General features: G+C 60.5%; 15 protein-coding genes. 6 read left to right on the forward strand and 9 right to left on the reverse strand.

The genetic code is table 11. The features are described from left to right. Window positions 1-2: 2 nt before the first annotated feature. The 4 genes from HHL09_RS12610 to HHL09_RS12625 form a co-directional block, all read right to left on the reverse strand. Window positions 3-545: a F0F1 ATP synthase subunit B family protein gene (locus HHL09_RS12610; RefSeq protein ID WP_169454991.1), complete on the reverse strand. Its 543-nt coding sequence runs from the start codon at window positions 543-545 to the stop codon at window positions 3-5. Between the two features lie 74 nt (window positions 546-619). Further along, window positions 620-814, reverse strand: a complete 195-nt coding sequence (locus tag HHL09_RS12615; RefSeq protein WP_169454992.1) for an ATP synthase subunit C-like protein — start codon at window positions 812-814, stop codon at window positions 620-622. Between the two features lie 73 nt (window positions 815-887). After that, window positions 888-1,877 carry a F0F1 ATP synthase subunit A gene (gene atpB, locus HHL09_RS12620; protein WP_240963782.1) on the reverse strand — a complete coding sequence of 330 codons (990 nt, stop codon included), beginning with the start codon at window positions 1,875-1,877 and terminating at the stop codon, window positions 888-890. A gap of 126 nt (window positions 1,878-2,003) precedes the next feature. After that, window positions 2,004-3,353: a YiiX/YebB-like N1pC/P60 family cysteine hydrolase gene (locus HHL09_RS12625; protein WP_169454993.1), complete on the reverse strand. Its 1,350-nt coding sequence runs from the start codon at window positions 3,351-3,353 to the stop codon at window positions 2,004-2,006. Window positions 3,354-3,518: 165 nt separating this feature from the next. Between HHL09_RS12625 and HHL09_RS12630 the strand changes: the two genes are divergently transcribed. The 6 genes from HHL09_RS12630 to HHL09_RS12655 all read left to right on the forward strand — a co-directional run bounded on the left by HHL09_RS12630 (window position 3,519) and on the right by HHL09_RS12655 (window position 10,823). Further along, a complete protein-coding gene (locus tag HHL09_RS12630; protein WP_169454994.1) occupies window positions 3,519-3,794 on the forward strand; it encodes an HU family DNA-binding protein in 276 nt (91 codons plus the stop codon). 127 nt (window positions 3,795-3,921) lie between these two features. Further along, complete coding sequence (locus tag HHL09_RS12635) at window positions 3,922-4,599, forward strand: hypothetical protein (RefSeq protein ID WP_169454995.1); 678 nt, start codon at window positions 3,922-3,924, stop codon at window positions 4,597-4,599. A gap of 22 nt (window positions 4,600-4,621) precedes the next feature. After that, window positions 4,622-6,043: a permuted SH3 domain-containing protein gene (locus tag HHL09_RS12640; RefSeq protein WP_169454996.1), complete on the forward strand. Its 1,422-nt coding sequence runs from the start codon at window positions 4,622-4,624 to the stop codon at window positions 6,041-6,043. Window positions 6,044-6,052: 9 nt separating this feature from the next. Next, window positions 6,053-7,207 carry a prenyltransferase/squalene oxidase repeat-containing protein gene (locus HHL09_RS12645; RefSeq protein ID WP_169454997.1) on the forward strand — a complete coding sequence of 385 codons (1,155 nt, stop codon included), beginning with the start codon at window positions 6,053-6,055 and terminating at the stop codon, window positions 7,205-7,207. 492 nt (window positions 7,208-7,699) lie between these two features. Then, complete coding sequence (locus HHL09_RS12650; protein ID WP_169454998.1) at window positions 7,700-9,742, forward strand: TonB-dependent siderophore receptor; 2,043 nt, start codon at window positions 7,700-7,702, stop codon at window positions 9,740-9,742. Between the two features lie 4 nt (window positions 9,743-9,746). Continuing rightward, complete coding sequence (locus HHL09_RS12655; RefSeq protein WP_169454999.1) at window positions 9,747-10,823, forward strand: PepSY-associated TM helix domain-containing protein; 1,077 nt, start codon at window positions 9,747-9,749, stop codon at window positions 10,821-10,823. A 32-nt stretch (window positions 10,824-10,855) separates the two neighbouring features. Here the strand turns inward: HHL09_RS12655 and HHL09_RS12660 are convergent, their stop codons facing one another. From HHL09_RS12660 to HHL09_RS12680, 5 genes are all read right to left on the reverse strand, one after another. Continuing rightward, window positions 10,856-13,111, reverse strand: a complete 2,256-nt coding sequence (locus HHL09_RS12660; protein WP_169455000.1) for a GH92 family glycosyl hydrolase — start codon at window positions 13,109-13,111, stop codon at window positions 10,856-10,858. Window positions 13,112-13,235: 124 nt separating this feature from the next. Continuing rightward, window positions 13,236-14,228: a hypothetical protein gene (locus HHL09_RS12665; protein ID WP_169455001.1), complete on the reverse strand. Its 993-nt coding sequence runs from the start codon at window positions 14,226-14,228 to the stop codon at window positions 13,236-13,238. 173 nt (window positions 14,229-14,401) lie between these two features. Next, a complete protein-coding gene (locus HHL09_RS12670; RefSeq protein WP_169455002.1) occupies window positions 14,402-15,403 on the reverse strand; it encodes a hypothetical protein in 1,002 nt (333 codons plus the stop codon). 48 nt (window positions 15,404-15,451) lie between these two features. Then, window positions 15,452-16,183 (reverse strand): DUF4184 family protein, encoded by a 732-nt coding sequence (locus HHL09_RS12675; RefSeq protein ID WP_169455003.1) that lies wholly within the window; start codon window positions 16,181-16,183, stop codon window positions 15,452-15,454. A 453-nt stretch (window positions 16,184-16,636) separates the two neighbouring features. Next, window positions 16,637-17,956 (reverse strand): dihydrolipoamide acetyltransferase family protein, encoded by a 1,320-nt coding sequence (locus tag HHL09_RS12680; protein WP_169455004.1) that lies wholly within the window; start codon window positions 17,954-17,956, stop codon window positions 16,637-16,639. Window positions 17,957-17,977: the final 21 nt, after the last annotated feature.

Consider the following 17,977-nt stretch of genomic DNA (forward strand, 5'->3'; position numbering starts at 1 on the left):
GATTAGCGCTCGACGCTGGCGAGGGCTTCCTGGCTCAGGCGGGTCTGGTCGTCGGAGGTGAGGACCTTGCCAGTGACTTGTGCGGTGGTGGCGGCGACGAGGCGGCCGAACTCCTGCTTGAGCTCTGCCTTGATCGCGGCGCGCTCGGCTTGGGCGGCGGCTTCGGCCTTGGCGAGGATCTGCTGGGCGGAGGCAATGGCTTCCTGGGCCTTCTGCTCGGAAAGGGCGGCAGCGCTGGTCTTCGCCTCGTTGATCAGGCGGGCAGCGTCTTCATTCGCCTTGGCAATGGCGGCAGCGGTGTTCGCCTCGGAATCGGCGAGCTGCTTCTGGATGCGAACGAGATTCGCTTCACCCTCGGCGATGCGGGAGCGGCGCTGTTCGAGCATCACTTGGATCGGGCCGAAGGCGAACTTCTTCAGCACGAAGATCACAAGGGCGAAATTGACCACCTGCGCGATGAAGAAAGGCCAGTTGAGACCGAAGGTCTTACTGATGTTTTCCAAGACGCCGGGATTCTCGGCAGCGGCGGCAAGCAAGGTGGTCATGGCAAGAAAGAGATAGTTGGGAAAAAGGGCTCCCGCCCGCGCCGGTTAAAGGCGACGCGGGCGAGGGCAGGGAATCAGAACGGCACAGCGAAGGCCGTCAGAATGAAGATACCTTCGATAAGAGCGGCGAGAATGATCGAGAGAACCAGGATCGGGGTCGCGGCACCCGGGTTGCGGCCGGTTGCTTCAGCGGCCTTGGAACCGAGGACACCGATACCGATGCCACCGCCGATTGCGGCCAGAGCCACGGCAAATGCTTTCGTGAACATGTTCGTTGATTGATGGATGTTGTGGTTTTCGGCGCCTCCCACGGTCTTTGCCATGGTCAAGACGCTGAAATCTTTAGTGGTGCCCTTCTTCGGCGTGATCGTGATCGTGGTCGCCGTGATCGCAGATGAGCTTGAGGAAAATGGCGCAGAGGAGCGTGAAGACGAGCGCCTGGACGAAGCCGACCAGAAGCTCCATGAAGTAGAAGGGAAGAGCCGGCAGGAAGGCGATGCTCTTGGGAACCAGAGCCATCAGGGACTCGAGGGTCTGCTCGCCGCCGTAGATGTTACCAAAGAGACGGAAGGTAAGAGCGACCGGGCGGATCATGATCGAGATCACTTCCAGCACGCCGACGAAGAGGAAGACAGGGACCATCACTGCCAGCATGGCACCAGCGAAGCTGCCCTTCGGAGCGAAGATGTGAGCGAAGAACTGCTTCACGCTGTTCTCGGTAAGCGCCCAGTAGAACCAGAGACCGGCGAAGCTAAAGGCCATGGCGGCGGTCATGTTGATGTCCGCATTCGCACCGCGCAGCCAAGGCGCGATCATGTGGCCGTGCTCGTCCTTCCAGCCAACGGTGCCAACACCCGGGATCAGACCCATGTAGTTGTTCACCAGGATGAAGAAGAAGACGGTGCCGAAGAACCAGAAGGTGCGGAGGGTCAAGTGCTTGCCCATCAGACCGCTAAGGAAATCGTAGAGCGACTCGACGGCCCACTCGGCGAAGTTCTGGAAGCCGGTCGGGATGAGGCTCATCTTCTTGGTCGCGGCGCGGCAGAAGAGGATGATGATACCCACTGCGAGCCAGACCATCAGGATCGAGTTCGAGATCGGCAGGCTGGAGTGAAGCGGGGTCGCATTGAGCGGCAGCGCGTGGTGACCACCCTCGGCAGCGTGGGCATCGGCACCTTCACCGTGAGCGGCAGCGGCATGGCCCGCATCGTGCTCTGCCTCATGCTGCTCGACCGCTGCTTCAGGAACTGCGGGAGCACCTTCGGCGGCGAATACCGGCATCGCACAGCAGAGCAGTGCGACCAAGATGGAGTAGATAGAGCGACGGGTCATTGCCGGGATGCACTTCGCGAAAGCGCGCGGGGGCTGTATCAAAGGGTTTTGTAACGGCGCAAGAGCTATTTGTGAAAAATTTCACAAGCTCTCTGAAACACTGGTTTCGTGCGGGTTACGCGTGCTTCAAAGTGCGCTTCGGTGAGAGTGCAGAATCAGCTCGGCCTTGCTTCCCGTAACGATTTCATCCCTACCCACCCCGCAGGCGGCCACAACCCGGAATCCCAACTCGAGAGACTGGGCAACCAGTTCCTCCGCCGGAAGGCATGGCCGGGCGGAGACTTCCTTCAATTCAAAGGAGAGGGGTCCGCAGCCATGGTAGGCGCGATAGATGACCTCGGTGCAGACCAGGCGGTCCGACTTACGGAAGTCGAAGGAGAAGTCGTAGGGCTTCCCGTGGTGATCCATGGCGCGGACGAGCGCGGCGGCCAACTGCCCGGGGTCGAGCGGCGGGCGGAGGATCACGAAGGCATCCACGGCCAAGGTCTCTTCCGCGGGACGGGCAAGCACGCCGTCCTTCTTGGCCTCGAGGAAACGGATCGGCCCGGCGGCCAGACGCTCAAGCGGGGGTGGCAAGGTTACCCCGCGTTTCACCCGCTGCTCGGGGCTGCCGAGATAGAGTGCGGCGTGGGGCCAGAAACCGGGGAGGAAAAGATTGCTCAGGGCGTCGTCATGCCGGGTCACGAAAATATCACCGGGACGGGCCAGCTCGAGAGCACGTTCCCGGAGTTCGGAAGACACCCTTTTTGGCGCGCCGCTCGCCTTCACCCCCGGCTGCCGGAGTTCGGCGATCGCACGGCCCGACCATTCGAAAATCCCGAACAGCGATTTTTTCCACGCCGAATGATGCCGGCGGCGGAACGAGAACCACCGGTAGGCGAAGCGGCGGCGGATGATTCCGGAGCGGAAGCCGCCGAGCCAATCCTCCTCTCTAACAAGCAATTGGGCGAGTCCGCCTAACAACGGGTCCCCTGCCAGCGATGCGATCTCGCTACGATGATCATAGTAGAAATCCGCTGCGGCGCTGAAACGGGTGATCCGCAGGGTATCGGTGGAAGCGCGGTAGATCGAGGTGAAGGTCTTGCGAGGAATGCCGCGCACGGGATCCGCCTCATCCAGCTTCTTCCGCAGCAGGCGCGAGGCCCCGGCCTGGCGGGCCAGCCCCTGCGAGCCGCGTACCAGCAGGCAGGCCGCGGCAAAGGCCGTAACAAAGGGCGCCAGGCGACCTTCCCACTCGCGGCCATGCTTGCCGCTCGCTTCTTCCATCAGGGCAAGCACCTCGAGCAACACGGCACGCACCCGCAAGTACTGTGCGTATCGTAGTTTAATGTCCTCGTCCTCGAGTGGATCGAAGTATCCGCGAGCTTCCGCGGCGGCGAGCATGCGCGCGCACCACTCCACTTCCGCAGCCAGCGATGCACCGAGCACCGTCTGCGCGGCCCGGCTTATCCGGAGGTCTTCGGGGTCCTGGTTCATGGGTCGCCGGAGGGATCTTTCCAACTACGAACGCTGCCGTAAAGCACGGCCGGCGGAAGGGGTCCGGAGGCCCGGAAAAGCCCGTGGTTCTAAGGATGAGAGCTGCTGGAGCGACTGTATTTTAGCTTGCCAAATAACGGTGCGAATCGCAATACCGTGCTCGCCATGAACAAAGCTGAACTCGTTGAAGCCATCCAGAAAGCACTCGGCAAGGACGCTACCAAGCGCGCCGCCGAGGACGCCCTTGCAGCCGTTCTTTCCTCCATCGAAAAGGGAGTGAAGAAGGACAAGAAGGTCCAGATCATCGGCTTCGGCACCTTCGAAGTGAAGAAGCGCGCCGCCCGTCAGGGTCGCAACCCGAAGACCGGCGAAGCGATGAAGATCGCGGCTTCCAAGTCCGTCGGCTTCAAGGCATCGTCCACGCTGAAGGCAGGTCTCTGATTCGCGCGGGTGCCTGATCCAATCCGGGGGAAGGCACCCACGGGATCCGAAAAGCCCAAAACTGACGACCCCGGCAGCTGCCGGGGTCGTTGTTTTCCATCACTCAACTTCCCGCCCAACTCCGCCCATGAAGCCCAGACTCAACCTCGCTGAAACCACCCTGCCGGATGGCTCGGTGCTCGGCCTGCATGAGCACGACGGCCGCAAGTACCTGCAGCACGACAACGTGCAGCTCTCCGGCCCCACGACCGCCGCCAGCGAGCGCGAGCTCGGGCGCGTCGCCTGCGCCCCGTTCCGTTCGGTGAAGCAGCCGAAGATCTGGGTCATCGGCCTGGGCTTGGGAGAAATTCTTAGCGGGGCGATGGAAACGCTGCCCCAGAAGAAGGGGACCTTCGTCATCGCCGAGCGCTGGATGGTGCTGCGCGAGTGGTATCGCAAGTTTCTGCCGGAGTCGCCCGCCCTCACCGATTCCCGCGCTGTAATCACGGAAGACACCGGGCCGACGATGTTCCATGAATACGACGGCGTGCTTCATGCCGTGCTGATGCATGCAGACACGGCGGCACACGGAGAAAGAGGGAAACCCATCTTTGAAGACCGCCGCTGGCTCGCCGCCGTGCACGGGGCATTGCAACCGGGCGGACTTTTGGGTATCGCATCCTCGCGGCCGGTTCCGAACATCGAGCGCAATCTCGCGCGCGCCGGTTTCGAAGTCGTCCGCCACGAGATCGATGCCACCCCGAACGCCCGGCGCCCGCGCCGGCATTTCATTTGGCTCGCCCGAAAAGGCAAATCGGATGATTGAGTCCGCTATAAAAAGTCCGCTCATGAAATACCTTCCCCTCCTCGTAGCCACCGTGGCTGCCGCCCCCGCGGCCGAAACGACGGTTGAAGCGAAGCCCTTCCGGATCGAGAAGAGCTTCTCCGCGACATTGCTTCCCGCCAAGCCGGTGCTGGTGGCCATCGAGCCGGAGGGCTGGGCGGACTACACCATCGAGGAGATCCTTCCCCATGGCACTGCCGTGAAGAAGGGCGACGTGCTGGTGAAATTCGATCGCGAGACGATCGACAAGAAGCTCGAGGATTCCCGCCGCGCGCTGAAGTCCCGCGAGCTCACCCTGGCGAGCCAGGAGCTGGCCTTCTCGAAGCTGGAGGAGGAAACGGCGATCAAGCTCGAAGCTGCACGCCGCGCGGACAAGATCGCTTCCGAAGAGCTGGCCTATTTCACAAAGACCGGCCGCAAGGTGCAGGAGGAAGACGTGCTCGACAATCTGGAGAGCAGCAAGCGCCGGCTGGAAGCAGCGCAGGAAGAGCTGAAGCAACTCCGCATGATGTATGATGCGGACGATCTCACGGAGCAGACGGAGGAGATCATCCTGAAACGCCAGGAGTACACGGTGAAGTCCTCCGAGCTGGCCCTGAAGCATGCCGAGCTTTCGACCAAGCGTTCCCTGGAAGTGGCGCTGCCGCGCCGTGCCGACTCACTCACCACGGACGCACAGAGCACCGCGATCGATCTGGTAAAGGCGGAAGCCAACCTGCCGCGGGATCTTGAAGTGGCACGCTTGAGCCTCGAAGCCGCACGGGTGGCCGCGGCGCGGGAGAAGGCGGATCTCGCCGACTTGGAAAAGGACATCGCGCTGATGGAGATCAAGGCTCCTGCCGATGGTATCTTCTACCACGGATCGCTCGACGAAGGCCGCTGGACACTCGGCGAACTTGCGAAAGCGCTGACGAAAGGTGGCAAAGTTCCCTTCATCAAGCCCTTCGCCTCCCTGGTGCCTACCAATGCGGATCTCGGCTTGGTAGCGCATGTGGATGAAGCGACGGCGCGGACCTTGGCAAAGGATCTCAAGGGCAATCTCACGGCATCCGGCCGCGAGGATGTGCCGCTGGTGGCCATGATCGGAAGCGTCGCGACCGTGCCTGCAGCGGATGGCCGCTATCGCGTGGATCTTGCCAACGCCGCCAACGGTGCGGATGCGACGAAGCCGAAGTGGCCCGCGGATCTGAACCTGGCGGCGGGGATGAATTTCGAGTGCCGCTTCGTGGTGCACCAGAAAGACACCGCGATCACCGTGCCGGTGAAGGCGATCCAGCCTGCAGCGGATGGCACCTGGTCCGTCACCGTGAAGACGGCGGACGGCAAGGGAGAGCCGCGCAGCATCAGCCGCGGGCGAGTCTCCGGAGACAAGGTCGAGGTTCTGAGCGGCCTCGAGAGCGGCCAAGTGGTGATCGTCCCCGATTGATCAAAACCCGTGAAGCGGTCCTTCATCGCCATCCTTGCCTGTGTCGCCTCCGTGGCGGCCCAGGAGAAGCCGACGGAAGAGGTGAATGCCGCGAACATCGCGGCTTCGATCAAGCGGGGGGTCGATTTCCTGATCGCGGATCAAAACGAGAACGGATCCTGGGGCGGGCCTACGAGGACGAAGGGCCTCAACATTTACGCCCCGCTTCCGGGGGCCCACCATGCTTTCCGCGCCGGCGCCAGTGGCCTGGCCTTGTCGGGGCTGATCGACAGCGGCGACACGCGGCCGGAGACCCTCGCCGCGATCGAGAAGGGCGGGAAGTGGATGGAGACGGAACTCCCGAAGCTGAGGCGTGCCGACCAGACGACGACCTACAATGCCTGGGGCCATGCCTATGGCATGCGCGCGCTGACGCGCCTCTACAGGACGGCGAAGGACGAGGCATCGAAAGAGAAGTGGAAACATCTCGCCCAGGAGCAATCGGATCTGGCGAACCGCTACATGGACGTGAATGGCGGCTGGGGCTATCTCGATCTCTACGACGACATCACGACCCAGAAGCCCAGCGGGATCACGACCTCATTTACTACGGCTACCGTACTTCTCGCGATGCGCGAGGCCCGGGACGTCATGGGCATCAAGCTGGACGACAAGATCGTGAAGGCCTCGCTGGACAGCATCGAGCGCCAGCGCACGCCGGACTTCGCCTACGTTTACTCCCATAGCCACATCTACCGCCCGCGCGTGCCGATCAACCGGCCCGCAGGATCCCTGGCACGCAGCCAGGCTTGCAATGCGACGCTACGGGCCTTCGGCGAAGCCAAGGTGACCGACAAGGTCATCGATGAATGGGCGGACCGCTTCATCGAGCGTGAAGGCTTCTTGAGCATCGGCCGCAAGCGCCCGGTGCCGCACGAAACCCACTTCCAGATCTCAGGTTACTTCTATTACTATGGGATCTACTACTTCACGGAATCCGTGGAGTTCCTTCCCGCGGACCAGCAGCCGGAGCATGCGGAGAAGCTGGCGCAACTCATCCTGCACAGACAGGAGAAGGATGGATCCTGGTGGGACTATCCACTCTACGATTACCACCAGCCCTATGGCACCGGCTATGCCCTGATGGCGATGAGCTGGTGCCAGAAGAAGCTGAAGAACGGCTAAAGCGACAGGGGAGCGATGCTCCCCAGTCGAGCCGGGGCTTCTCGGTTGGCGGTGGGGAGCCCTGCTGCACCCGTGAGGCGCGCTCGCAATCCTGCGCTAATAATTCGCAAGGCGCAGTCAGCGGATTTGGGAATAGCCAGGTCAGCTTTTTCCCGTCCGCCGCCCCGTGAGTCCAGCGCACCTCCGTGTGGCTGGCTCCGGCCTTTGAGCTCAGCCGTCCCGCCTACTCGGATCGACCGGATCGCGAGGGAGTGTGATGGAAGCGAAGGAGGAACAGCGGACGGAATATCCCGAACCGCGCATCTCCCCGTTCATTCGGCGCAACTGACCCCAAGTCACCGACTTCGCCATCTATCCAAGACCCGCCGCATGAACGACCGCATACACACCGCGAATTCAAACCGCTCACCGGGCTCTTGCCGCGCCCGCCGGCCGTATCGGCTTCCCTCATTCCTACCGGCGCTTCTCGGAGCCGCCTCGTGCTTGAGCGCCGTGCATGGACAAGCAGCACCAGAGCAGGAGGCAAGTCCACAAGAGCTAGACACGCTGACCGTGACCGGCACGAAGGATCGAGATGCGAGGATCCTCGACTACCGCAATGAGAGCGCCGCCGTAGGTACTAAAACAGACACCCCGCTTCTCGAAACACCCCAATCCATCTCCGTCGTCACCGAAGACCAAATCGTCATGCGAAATGCCCAAGGTGTGGCAGAGGCGCTGCGCTACACCGCCGGCACCTCCACCGAAACCTACGGGCCGGATCCGCGGGGCTACGATTGGGTCACGATCCGCGGGTTTGACGCTTTCAATAGCCGCTATCTGGATGGCCTGCGCCTGCAGAACTACGAATTCCCCGAGATCTTCGGGCTCGAGCGGGTGGAAGTCATGAAGGGACCGAGCTCGGTGCTCTATGGCCAATCGACTGCAGGGGGCCTGATCAATGCGATCAGCAAGCGCCCGAAGGAGGTCGCATTCGGTGAGATCGGAACCGAGATCGGCACTCATGAATCCTACGAAGCGACCCTTGATTTCGGAGGACCTCTCAGCGCTGACGGCTCACTGCTCTACCGGTTCACCGGGCTCTTCAAGGACAACCAGAAGGACAGCACCGGTTTCTCGGTCGATGCACGGCGCTACTACATCGCGCCCGCCGTCACCTGGAACATCTCGCCGGATACCAAGATTGATTTCCTCGTCAGCTACTTCCACACGGATAGCACGCAAGTCCCGAGCTTTGCAGCGGCTCCTAATGGCGCGCCGACGGAAGTGAGGGCCTTCGGCTACGACCAGTGGGATTTCGAGAAGAACGACATCCTGCGTTTCAGCTACCAGTTGGAGCACACGTTCACTCCCGACCTGAGGTTCCGTCAGAATTTCAATGCCTCCAGCTACGACGTCAAAGACAAGTATGTGAACTCGCTGGGCTACTCGAGTGGCACGGTGATGGATCGATCCGCTTCCATCTGGAACAGCGATAGCCGCTCGATCGGACTGGATAACCAGCTCGAGCTCAAGATCGGTACCGACCGCATCGAGCAGACGCTGCTGTTCGGCTTCGACTACGCCTACGCGACTGCCGACACCCAGTACTACGAGGATCCGATTCCCGGGATCGACATTGCCAATCCCGACTACAGCCTTCCGATCCCGGTACCTACCACGCTTCTCTCCGACAGCTACCAGAGGTCCACTCAGTACGGCTTCTATGCCCAGGATCAGATCAAGCTGGACTCGAAATGGGTGGGTACCTTCAGCATCCGCCAGGACTGGGCGGAGACCGATCTGAAGGAGCGAACCACCGGAGGCACGCACGACAGGCAGAAGGATGAAGCTTTCACCGGCCGGGCCGGCATCACCTATCTCGCTGACAACGGTCTTGCTCCCTACGCCAGCTATTCGACTTCCTTCTATCCGAATTCCGGCACCGACTCGGCGGGCAACACCTTCGATCCGACCGAAGGGAAACAGTATGAAATCGGCCTCAAGTACGCTCCCAAGGACTTCCGCGGTGGTGCCACTCTCTCGGTCTTCGATCTCACGCAAGAGAACTCACTGACGACGGATCCGGCGAACACGGCCTTCAGCAAGGCGAATGGAGAGATCCAATCCCGGGGTATCGAGTTCGAGGGAAATCTGAGCATCACCGGCAATCTCGACTTCCTCGTGAACGCCAGCTATGCGGACGTGGAGATCATCAGCAGCGGAGATGGCGACCAAGGGAATACCCCGGCTCTCACGCCGGAGAAGACCGCTTCGGCATGGCTGAACTACAGCTTCCGGGATGGCAGCCTGGAGGGGCTGACCCTTGGCGCAGGCGTCCGCTATGTGGGTCCCAGCTACTCTTCAAACTACAACACCGCGAGGAACGAAGACTATACGGTGCTAGATTTGGCGGCCCGTTACGTGAAGGGCCCATGGGTCTACGCGCTCAACGTGAACAACGTCTTCGACACGGTGGAGTGGATTAACACCGACTATCAGTACAACAAGACCGCTGGCAATTCGGTGAACCTCTCAGTGGCTTACCACTGGTGATCTCATGACGAAGCAACTCTGGAAGCTTCATTCCTGGCTCGGGCTGATCGCCGGGCTGGGACTGATTGTCATCGGATTGAGCGGTAGCCTGCTGGTCTTCCGTGATGAGATCGATGGCTTGGTCGATGCGCGTATCATGCGGGTCGAGCCGACGCCGGAAGGCCGTCTTTCCAAAGACCGGCTGTATCAATCAGCACAGGCCGCGTGGCCGGGCTATCGAATCGTCGGCATCGGTTCGCGTCGTGATCCGGGCCTGGCCGAGCTCGTGTATCTGAAGAAGCCCGGTAGCCATGAATACCTCGGGGCGACTCTGAATCCCTTCACCGGTGCGGCGCTTAGCGGTCCGATGACGGAGCGTCAGACCTTCACCGGCTTGCTGTTGGAACTCCACTACACGTGGTTCGCCGATCATGTGGGCATGCTCATCACCGGAATCCTGGCGGTAGTACTATGCCTGCTGGGGCTAAGCGGCATTTGGCTTTATCGGGGATTCTGGAAGAACTTCTTCAGGTTAAGATGGAGAAGCAGCGCGCGGATCTTTTTCTCCGACCTGCACAAGATGGTCGGCATCAGCAGTGTCGCCTTCAATCTGGTTCTCGGCTTCACCGGGGCGTACTGGAACCTCACCCACGTCGCCGCCGATGGTTTGGGACATCACGAGGAAGATCCCGAGGCGGGAGCATCTGTCGCGATCGGCCCCGCCATTTCCTTCGATGCCCTGGAAGCGGCGGCAGCAGAGAGGATGCCGGGCTTCAAAGCCACATGGTTCTTCCTGCCGGATGCCGAGGAGAAAGAGATCTCACTTTGGGGGACGGTCCCGGGCTCCTGGTGGCTCAGCTCTCCCTCGGGCAGCTCCGCGCTCTTTGATCCGCAGTCCGGCTCTGTGGTTTCCGTTTCGGATATCCGCCTGGCAGGCACGTGGCAAAAGATCACGGACGCCTTCACGCCGGTTCATTTCGGAAACTTCGGGGGTGTTCCAGTGAAGATCCTTTGGTCCTTGTTGGCGCTCGCCCCCGGGATCCTTGCCGTGAGCGGATTCATGATTTGGTTCCGCCGCCGAAAGCCTCTGAGGAAAGCGTGATCACCGCATCGTGATCCGGAAGTCGCAGGGTTTCAGTTGCCTCCGCTGAATGAAATATCTTCACGCGGAGGCGCATCCGCTTCGGCGCTTCCCCAGTTTTTGTTAGGCTCGCTCCCCATCACGAATTCAAGGGTGCCACCGGCGGTGATGATCTCATGCGGAAGCCAGGTCTTGGTGAAAGGCTGGCCATTGAGCTTGGCGGACTGGATGTAGCGGTTCTCCGGGCTGTTTCCCCTCGCGCGGACCGTGAAGCTCTTGTCACCGGGAAAGCGGATAGTGGTTTCCTCGAAAAGGGGGCTGCCGATGAGATAGTAAGGCGTGCCGGGACAAAAAGGATAGAGGCCAGCGGCATTGAAAACGTACCATGCGGACATTTGACCCGTATCCTCGTCACCGACCATGCCATCCTTGTTGTAGAGCTCATCCATGACGCGCCGGATGGCATGCTGTGCTTTCCACGGTTGGCCGAGGTAGTTGTAGAAGTAGAGGACGTGATGGCAGGGCTCATTGACGTGCGCGTACTGGCCCATCTTTGAGAACTCCACCTCCCGCATTTCGTGGATGACGTGGCCGTAGCCTCCAACCACGGAGGTGGGAGGCATGGAGAGGAGTTTATCCAGCTTGGTCGCCGCGGCTTCGCGGCCGCCGAGGAGTCCGATCAAGCCATGCGGGTCATGCATCACCGACCAAGTCCACTGCCAGGCATTGCCCTCGACGTAGGGACCGCCCCACGCGAGTGGATCGAAGGGTTCCTGCCAGCTGCCATCAGCGAGCTTGCCGCGCATGAAGCCGGTCTTGGGATCCCAAACATTGCGATAGTTCAGGGCGCGCTGCCCGAAAAGTTTCGCGTCTTCCTTGTGCCCGAGGGCATCCGCCAAGCGGGAGACGCAGAAGTCATCGTAGGCATACTCGAGGGTGCAGGAGGTGGCGGCTTCCTTTCGCACGTCACTGGGGATATAGCCTTTCTCCATGTACTCCGGCAGATGATCGCGGCCGGCCCAACCCCATCCGTCATTCTCGGTGGCGTTCTTCCGCACGGCGGCATAGGCGTCCTTCGCATCGAAGGTCCGCAAGCCCTTCACCCACGCGTCCGCAAAGATCGAGTCGCCGTGGGAGCCGATCATGCAAGGACGGTTACCGGGGCTCGGCCAAGTCGGAAGACGGCCCCCTTCGCGATAAGCGTTGAGCCAGCCTTCAAGGATACTTGACCCGTGCTCCGGATAATAGAGGACGTAAAAGGGAAAGGCGGTGCGGAAGGTATCCCATAGCCCGCTATCCGTGTAGAGCAGCCCATCGAAGATCTTTCCATTCGAGAACGGGCTATAATGGCGAAGCTTTCCTCCTGCATCCGGCTCGTGAAACATGCGGGGGAACTGGAGCGAACGATAAAGCGCGGTGTAGAAAGTACTACGCTGATCGTTGTTCGCACCCTTGATCTCCACGCGCGCCAGTTCCTTGGCCCACGCATCCCGCGAATGCTTGCGAAGGCCTTCAAAATCCCAATCCGGGACCTCGCGACTCATGTTCAGCTCCGCCTGCTCGTAGCTGATGAACGAGGTGCCGATCTTCATGAGAACCGGCTTCGCACTCTTGGTCGACGCGAAGCGCACCGTCGCAGTGACCATCTTCTCCTTGCTCTTGGCCTCGACCACTTCGAACGGCTGATCAAACTCAGCCACGAAGTACATCGCGAAGTTTCCCGGTGCCCCGAAGGTGACATGCTTGGCCTTTCCGCGGATCTTGCGCTTGCTTGGATCGAAGGCGGCATCGACTTCACCCTCGTTGTCGAAGACCACCGCCGACTTGTCCGAATCCGGGAAGGTGAAGCGCATCAAGGAACAACGATCTGTGGGGACGATCTCCGCCGTCACCTGGTAGCGATCCAAGAAGATCGAGTAATGGTAGGCTCTCGCGGACTCCTTCGCGTGGGAGAAGTCGGAGGCTCGATCTTTCGGACTATCGAGGGTTTCGCCGACGAGGGGCATCACGAGGAAGTCCCCGTAGTCTCGAACCCAGATGCTCGGCTGGTGAGTGGCGCGGATTCCCTCGAAGCGCGTATGCTTCATCTGATAGAAGGGTGAAACGGAGCCATCCGTCTGCGGTGCCCAGGTCGTCATCCCGAAAGGAGCCACGATTGCCGGAACCGTATTGCCGCGGGAGAACTCGGCATCGCCATTTGTCCCGGAGAGCGGATTGATCGTATCCACCGGATCCAGTGTCTCTGCAGAAGACAGAAGCGGCAGCATCCAGGCCGCGAGGAACGCGGAGAGAAGGGAATAGGAATTCATCGGGCTCGCGGCGTCTGACCAAGCTCACTCCCCCCAAACGGGTTCCAAGCTTCAATCACGCGGCTTACGCGGGATCGGCACGAAGCTTGTCAGATAGAGACGAGATTCGCCTTGATCCGGCTTCTTAGGGTCCAATGCCCCACGCTTCGTTGAGACCTTTCCGCCAGCGCTCATGAGCACGGACTTCTACCGGCGATTTCGGGTCTTTCGCCCAGGACTGCTCAACGAGTTCGACCAGGTGCCGACGTTCTTCCCGAGGAACGAGTTCCCATGAGGAGTCCGGCTGATCTTGAAAGCGGGTTTGAAGGAGGACCTCCCGCAGAAAGTCCTCGCGGCGGCCCATTTCATCTGCGGCAGCAAGGGTACCGGCTCTGACCTTTCCATCGCTACCGATCACGGCACTACCCCAAAGGTCATCAAGGAAATCAGACGGCAAGCGGTCCAAGGCCTGTACGATCGATTTGAAATCGGGACTCGCGGGGTCATCGGGAAAGAAACTGGTGTTCTCGGCATCGTCCCTCAGGTGTTCGATGTCCAAGACTTCCGGGTGAGATGCGAGCCATTCCGCTGCTTCCGCCGGGGAACGTACCGACCATCTTCGCAGCAGATCGTTCGGAATCATGCGAGGCTGGGAATCCTGATCGATCAGAAATTCAAGCACCGTCTTGAAATCGAAATCGCTGCTGAACTCAACATTCCGAAGCCAAATGGAGCTCCGATCCGGGAGATCGGGCAGCTCATCCAGAATTTCCATCACCCTCGATGCCGACAACTTGGTGGCCTCCCCCAAGGCTCCTCCGTAAGCAGCTATGCCCCATTCCGAGTCCTCGTAGTTCGATCGCTCCGCTTTCCAGAGCTCGTAGGCTTTCCATGGGTCACGTTCCGAGTAACCCCAAAGCAAGAGATTGGTCAGCCGTTTCCTCTGCGCGGGATCTTCCTTCTCGATCGCGAGATCCCATGCCTTCCAACCCAAACGATCGATCAGCTCGAGAACAACGAGATTGGTATCCCTGCCACCGAGATTCTCATCGGCGAGCCACTGGAAAAGAGCATCGGTATTGCACTTCGACAAAGCACGGCGGACCGCGGTGGCCCTGCTTGCCGGATCCGTGTCCACGACGACTTCTTGGGAAGGTAGGACAGTCTGGCTTTCCGTTGGATTGGCGCCTCTTTGCGATTGAGGGGCCTGGGAAGCAAGAGCTTCCCGATCGCGCGATTTACTACCGACGATTCCAACCGCAATCGATGCGAGGCAAGTGAGAGCGAAAGCTGTTCGATGGAGGCACATGTTCACCGGCCGGAAGAGTTCACTTTCTCTTTCTCAAGCTCCGGATAGAGCGAGAAGAGCATGATGGAGCGATCGCTCGAGCTGGCACGAAGCTCCTTTGAAAATGCACTCATTTCCTCCGGAGGCAGTGCTGCCAAAGCACTCCTGACCTGGAGACGAACGGCGGGATCATCGATACCCGCTTCAAGAATCTCTCGGGCCCGCATTTCCGAGGCCTCATCGTTCTGACCCGGCCAGTCCTTCCAATGAGCCAATGCTTCGGTGGGATCCTTACGCGCCCAGTTCGAGAAAAAACCTCGAAGATGATTTCCATCTTTTTCAAGCGCGGCAGCCGAGCCGCTTTGAATCCACGGAGTGATGTCCAGATCGGCAGGGAAATCGAAGGATCCAATGTCGCCAAAAGGATCCGAAGAATTGTACTGGAAGAGCTCCCAAGGAAGCTTCGCGCAGGCATCTGCGAGGGCCGCGCTTCCAAGCGAGGCCTGGTACTGCAAAAGCCGTAGCAAGGTTTCGTTGCTGCAAGGCTCCTTGGTCTTGCTGGTGAGTACCTGTTGGAGGGCTGACGCGGGATCAGCTTCAGCCCAACCGGACATGACAGAGGCTTTTAGATCGGGATCTTCCTTCAAAATCCACTCGAGGGCTTCGCTTTTCAAGCGCTTGCCCAGTTCATTCGCGAAGCGATGGCGCTTGATGTCCTGATATTCCTCAGCGTCCCAATCATCCAGTTCGCTTGCATGGACGGAAGCTCGCTTTGCTTGGAGCAAGGCTTCCTTGAGCTTGGCGATATCCCATGTGTTCTCTTGGGCGATTTCCTCCTCAAGCGATCGCTGGTGCGCTTGATCGAGTTCATCTAAAACGCGCTTCACATCGGAGAAGCGGGCCTCTTCCCGTACTCCGAGGCTTTTTGTCGCTGTTGTCGAAGATGGTCGAGGGCCGCCCTGCGACGTCGCGAAGTAGGCCGCAACACCGAGCAGGGGAGGAATGACCCACAGCCATCTTTTCATTCTTTGAATTCAGACTGCGGGATTGGAGGGCCTATTCAATGTGATTGGTCAGTCCGAGCGCGTTTTCCGCTCCGAGATCCAGAGAAAAAGCCCGAAGACGAGATAGGCGAGCGATGCCAGCGCCAGCGAAGTGATGATCCATCGAAACCCGAGGGCGCGGACCATAAGCCAGCCCTCGAAACGCGAGGCAAAGGACCACGCGATGGGGAAGGCCACCGCGACGCCAAGCAGGCCTCCCAGCGCTAGCTCGCGATGCCGCGATGTCCAATGCCATCGACCCAGAACACGGCGCCTGGCGATATAAACGCCCAATAAGATCAGCATCCCCGCCACCGAACCGAGGTGCTGCAGGACGTGGAACAAAGGACAGGGCTCGTGGAGCAAGGAGAAGCGCTGGACGAACCAACCGCTGGCATGGGTAAAGGCGTCCAAGAAATTATGCGACCAGATGCCCAACAGCAACGAGACCGTAACCTGTCTCCAAGCCGGGGAGGGTGGTGCCGTTCTCAGGAAGCCCGTGACCCAACTTCGCTCTGGATCCGGAAGCGGCGCCGCAAGAATCCTGCCACCAGTCCTCATCGCCAGCCAGATGAGCCAACCGAGCGGGAGGGCAATCTGCAGGCTACCCCTGAAGCTGTGAGCCTGACTCGCGAGATCGAAGCGGTGGAAGTAGTAGCCGAGATCCGGCACCATGCTGCCGATGACCAAGCCCAGCGGATCGAGCCTCCGGTAGCGGAGAAGCGGAAGTACCACGGCGGCGTGACTGACCGTAAATGGCATGGCGGGGGAATTTCAGACGCCATGATGAAGGGCCAGCGAAGCGGTGATGAAATCGGACCTCCCTTTCGCATGTTAGCCGATTGTGAACAGTTCGGGAATTCAGCGTGGGCATTGTTTGCGGGACGGGGCTGGGAAGGAGCTTGCGGGTACTTCCGCCGTGGTTTTCCACAGACTTTTCCACCCGTGGAATGCCTGTAGTGAAGCGGTGGAACGGCGATTTCTGAGGGTTGTTCACATCCCTAAGACGAAGAGTTTCCTTAGCTTTAAAAAGATCTCTTATTAGAGCCTGTGAGTAAACAAGCGACCGGGAAGGGAAGAGACACCGGGGAATGATCCATCGAATCGAGCGAGGAAAGGGATTCATGGGGAGGGCCATCAGGAGCGAGGGAGCATAAGAAAGGCGTGCCACCTTGAGAGTGGCACGCCTTTGAGATAGGGAGCTTCCTGAGCGCCTCAGATCAGCATCAGGGCGGGCTGCTCGATGAGCTTCTTCACTTCGGCCAGGAAGGCCGCAGCGACCGCACCATCGACGACGCGGTGGTCGCAGCTGACGCCAAGGTTCATGCGGAGGCCAGGAACGATCTGGCCGTTCTTGACGACGGGCTTCTCAATGGCGGCACCGACGGAAAGAATGACGGCCTGCGGCGGATTGACGATCGCGTCGAAGCTTTCAATGCCCCAGGCACCGAGGTTCGAGACGGTGATGGTGCCGCCGTCGAATTCGCTGGGCTTCAGCTTCTTCTCCTTGGCGCGGCCAGCCATGTCTTTCACTTCCTTCGAGATCTGGAGGACGGACTTGGTCTCGGCCTGCTGGATGACCGGGGTGACAAGGCCATCTTCCACGGCGATGGCGACTGCCAGACCGACGTGCTTGAAGCTGACGATGTGATCGCCGGCGAAGGAGGCATTCACTGCCGGGACCGCGACGGTGGCATTGATGACGGCCTTCAGGACGAAGTCGTTCACGGAATACTTGTTGCCGTGGGTCTGCTCGGCCTGGGCGTTGATCTGCTTGCGCAGTGCCATGAGCGGGGCGGCATCCGCTTCCACGTGGAGGTAGAAGTGCGGGATGGTCTGCTTCGAGGTGAGCAGGCGGGAGGCGATGACCTTCCGCATGGAGGAAAGTTCGATGCGGCTGTCACCCTCCTTGGCGGTTGGCATGATGGCGGCAGCGGCGGGAGCCGGAGTGGCAGCGGCGGCGGGAGCAGTTCCACGGGCCTTGGCAGCGGCGGCGAGGCCTGCAGCAGCAGAGGCTTCCGAGGACTTGCCGGCAGGCTTGGAGCCCTTGGCAGCTTCCACGTCGGCGCGGACGATGCGGCCGGCGGGACCGGTGCCCGCTACAGAGGAAAGGTCGACACCGAGTTCACCGGCGACCTTGCGGGCGAGCGGCGATGCTTTCAGGCGGGAACCGTCGGCGGACGCGACCGGGGCTGGGGTAGCGGCCGAAGTAGCTGCGGCAGCGGGAGCGGCTTCGGCCTTTGGAGCTTCGGCGGCAGGGGCACTGCTGGCAGCGGGCGCAGGAGCGGCACCGGCGTCATCACCATCGAGGACGGCAAGGGTGGCGCCAATGGCAGCCTTCTCGCCTTCCTGGATCAGGATTTCCGTGATGGTACCTTCGTCGAAAGCTTCCATTTCCATGGTGGCTTTGTCGGTTTCGACTTCGGCGAGGATGTCACCGATCTCGACCGAATCGCCGACTTTCTTGTGCCACTTGATAAGGGTGCCCTCGGTCATGGTGTCCGAGAGCTTCGGCATTTCGATTTGAATGGCCATGGATCTGTAGAAAAGGGAGTG

Origin of the sequence: Luteolibacter luteus (assembly GCF_012913485.1) — a bacterium.
GTDB lineage: Bacteria > Verrucomicrobiota > Verrucomicrobiia > Verrucomicrobiales > Akkermansiaceae > Haloferula > Haloferula lutea.